Origin of the sequence: Lentzea kristufekii (genome assembly GCF_033949925.1) — a bacterium.
GTDB classification, from domain to species: domain Bacteria; phylum Actinomycetota; class Actinomycetes; order Mycobacteriales; family Pseudonocardiaceae; genus Lentzea; species Lentzea kristufekii.
In genome coordinates this window covers 1-847 of sequence record NZ_JAXAVV010000085.1, presented here as the reverse complement: position 1 = coordinate 847, position 847 = coordinate 1, and the positions used below count along the sequence as shown (strand labels likewise).

The window sequence follows — 847 nt, the reverse complement described above, 5'->3', positions numbered from 1 at the left end:
GGATCGTGGCGTCCGCTGAGGCCACTGGATCGGCGTTCGCCGTGGACAACCCCTACCAGCGCGGGCCGAATCCGACGCAGTCGAGCATCGCGGCGAACCGCGGCACCTTCGCCACCGCGGAGACGAATGTGGGCGGCGGGAACGGCTTCGGTGCCGCGAAGATCTACTACCCGACCGACACCAGCAAAGGCACGTTCGGCGCGATCGCGATCTCGCCCGGCTACACCGCGACCTGGGCGGCCGAGGGCGCCTGGATGGGGCACTGGCTGGCCTCGTTCGGGTTCGTCGTCATCGGCATCGACACCATCAGCCGCACCGACTGGGACGTCGCGCGCGGCACCCAGCTGCTGGCCGCACTCGACTACCTCACCCAGCACAGCACCATCCGCACCAGAGTCGACCCGAGCCGCCTCGCGGTGATGGGCCACTCGATGGGCGGCGGCGGAACCATCTCCGCCGCCCTGCGCCGACCGACACTCAAAGCCGCCATCGGCCTGGCGCCCTACAGCCCGTCACAGACCCCGTCAGGCATGCAGGTCCCCACCATGCTGCTCGCCGGCCAGAACGACGGCACCAGCACCCCGGCAAGCATCCTCACCCACTACAACAACATCCCCGCCACAACCGAAAAGGCCTACCTCGAACTCACCGGCGCCGAACACAGCTTCCCCACCTCGAACAACTCCGTCATGACCCGCAAAGTCATCCCCTGGATGAAGATCTTCATCGACCACGACACCCGCTACACCCAATTCCTGTGCCCACTACAGGACACCACCGGCATCAGGTCGTACCGCAACAGCTGCCCGCTCCTGCCCGGCGACCCGGCCCCCGGCACCACCTTCAG

The 847-nt window shown here is 67.7% G+C and carries 1 protein-coding gene; it reads left to right on the top strand.

The features are described from left to right. Nucleotides 1–5: 5 nt before the first annotated feature. On the top strand, nucleotides 6–847 hold an 842-nt coding region (locus SK571_RS46170; protein ID WP_319990434.1), incomplete at its 3' end, for a poly(ethylene terephthalate) hydrolase family protein.